The sequence below is a fragment of the Caballeronia sp. genome, assembly GCF_049581465.1.
Classification (GTDB): Bacteria; Pseudomonadota; Gammaproteobacteria; order Burkholderiales; family Burkholderiaceae; genus Caballeronia.
Window position 1 is genome coordinate 1 of record NZ_JBAUSA010000610.1, and the last position, 2,456, is coordinate 2,456.

The 2,456-nt window shown below is 63.6% G+C and carries 2 protein-coding genes; one reads left to right on the plus strand and one right to left on the minus strand.

Annotated elements, in window-relative coordinates; genetic code table 11:
• Positions 1-1,559 (plus strand): DNA translocase FtsK (locus WCA53_RS14860; protein WP_423911541.1); only part of this gene is annotated, 1,559 nt, incomplete at its 5' end.
• Here WCA53_RS14860 and WCA53_RS14865 read toward each other — a convergent pair.
• The coding region (locus WCA53_RS14865) for a transporter (RefSeq protein WP_423911543.1) at positions 1,560-2,456 on the minus strand (897 nt) is incomplete at its 5' end.

Consider the following 2,456-nt stretch of genomic DNA (forward strand, 5'->3'; position numbering starts at 1 on the left):
AGCCGGAGCAAGCAGATTCCCGCCAGCCGATCCGCGGTTTCGTCGCGACGGAGTTCGAATTCCACGCACCCGCCGCATCGGCGGTCGACTTGCCCGGCCTCGATCTCCTCGAACCGGCGTCCGACGAAGTCGAACCGGTTTCGGAGCAGCACCTCGCCGATACGGGCCAGCTGATCGAGCAACGCCTGCAGGAATTCAAGGTGCCGGTCACGGTGGTCGGCGCATCGGCAGGACCGGTCATCACGCGCTTCGAAGTCGAACCGGCGCTCGGCGTGCGCGGCAGCCAGATCGTCGGCCTGATGAAGGACCTGTCCCGCGGACTCGGGCTGACATCCATACGCGTGGTCGAAACGATTCCCGGCAAGACCTGCATGGGACTCGAATTGCCGAACGCCAAACGGCAAATGATCCGGCTTTCCGAGATTCTCGAAGCCGACGTTTATCGCGACTCGAAGTCGTTCCTCACGATCGCAATGGGCAAGGACATCGTGGGCAATCCGGTCGTGACCGATCTCGCGCGCGCGCCGCACATGCTGGTCGCGGGCACGACGGGTTCGGGCAAGTCGGTGGCGATCAACGCGATGATCCTGTCGCTGCTCTACAAGGCAAAGCCGGAAGACGTGCGCCTGATCATGATCGACCCGAAGATGCTGGAGCTTTCCGTCTATGAAGGTATCCCGCATCTGCTCGCGCCTGTCGTCACCGACATGAAGCTCGCCGCGAACGCGCTGAACTGGTGTGTCGGGGAAATGGAGAAGCGCTACAAGCTGATGTCGGCGGTCGGGGTGCGCAATCTGCAAGGCTTCAACCAGAAGGTTCGCAACGCGGAAGTCGCCGGCAAGAAGATGACGAACCCGTTTTCGCTGACGCCCGACGCGCCCGAACCGCTGTCCAAACTGCCCATGATCGTGGTCGTCATCGACGAACTCGCCGACCTGATGATGGTCGCAGGAAAGCAGATCGAGCAATTGATCGCGCGGCTTGCGCAGAAGGCGCGCGCCGCTGGCATTCACCTGATTCTCGCGACCCAGCGTCCATCGGTGGACGTGATCACGGGCTTGATCAAGGCGAACATTCCGACGCGCGTGGCGTTCCAGGTGTCGTCGAAGATCGATTCGCGCACGATTCTCGACCAGATGGGCGCGGAATCGCTGCTGGGCGCGGGCGACATGCTGTTCCTGCCGCCCGGCACGGGTTATCCGCAGCGCGTGCACGGCGCGTTTGTCGCCGACGAAGAAGTGCATAGCGTCGTGGAGTATCTGAAGCAGTTTGGCGAGCCGGAGTACGAGGAAGGGATCTTGTCCGGTCCCACGCCCGAAGGGGGCGCGCCGGACCTGTTCGGCGACACGCAGGATGCTGAAGCGGATTTGCTCTACGACGAAGCCGTGTCCTTCGTGTTACGCACGCGGCGCGCTTCTATTTCGTCGGTGCAGCGGCAGTTGCGGATCGGTTATAACCGGGCCGCTCGCCTGGTCGAACAGATGGAAGCCGCCGGGCTCGTTTCGCCGATGGGCACGAACGGCAATCGCGAAGTGCTCGCGCCTGCGCAGCCCGAGTGATTACCAGAGCCTGAAACGGCGCAGGAAGTAAAGCATAAAGGCCGCACACGCGGCCATCACGCCCATCACGATAACGAATGAATAGTTATCCTTCGTGCCGGGCAAGCCCGCTACGTTCATGCCGAAAATGCCGGAGACGAGCGTCGCCGGCATCAACAAGGAGGACATCACGGCGAGCCACAGTAGCTTGCGGTTGATGTCCTCCGACAGCGCCGCCGCGATCTCGTCCTGCAGCAGCTTGGAGCGTTCATACAGGTTCTCGAGGCCGGTGCCCAGGCCGTTCAGCACCTGAATGGCCTGGATCAATGTCTCCATTGATCGCGGTTCTGCCCAGTCGAGCCGCCGCATCACGAGTTGCGTCAGCGCGTTGCGTTCCGGGTCGATGAAACGCTTGACCTCCACCAGCTTGCGGCGCACGTCGCCGAGCGCCGCGCGGCAGGCCGAATGCCGGCCATCGAGCACGTCTTCTTCCACGTCGTCCAGCCGGTCGGCAATCTCATCGATACGGTCCGCGAACGTCTCGTTCAGCGCGCGAATCAGGCCCGCGAAGAGATCGATGGTGTCACGGAACTCCGCGCCTTCCAGCAGCGCGTGGCGCAGGCGATCGGTGGACTCGAGCGGCTGTGCGCGCACCGTGACCATGCGGTTCTGATCGACGTAAAAGCGCAGTGCACCCGTTGCACGGCGCGCGGCCTGCGCGTTCGGATCGGCTTCGGGGGTCTCCGTGACGCGCTCCACGTCCGCGACCACGCCGTACAGGAACGTCGAGCCCACGTGCAGGCGCGGCCGTTTGTCCTCGCCGTTCAGGAACGCGCGCGCAACGTCCGGCACGGCGGTCACCCCCGAGAGCCAGCTTTCGACGGCGTCGTCGTTCGCGCTCAGGTGCAACCATGTCGG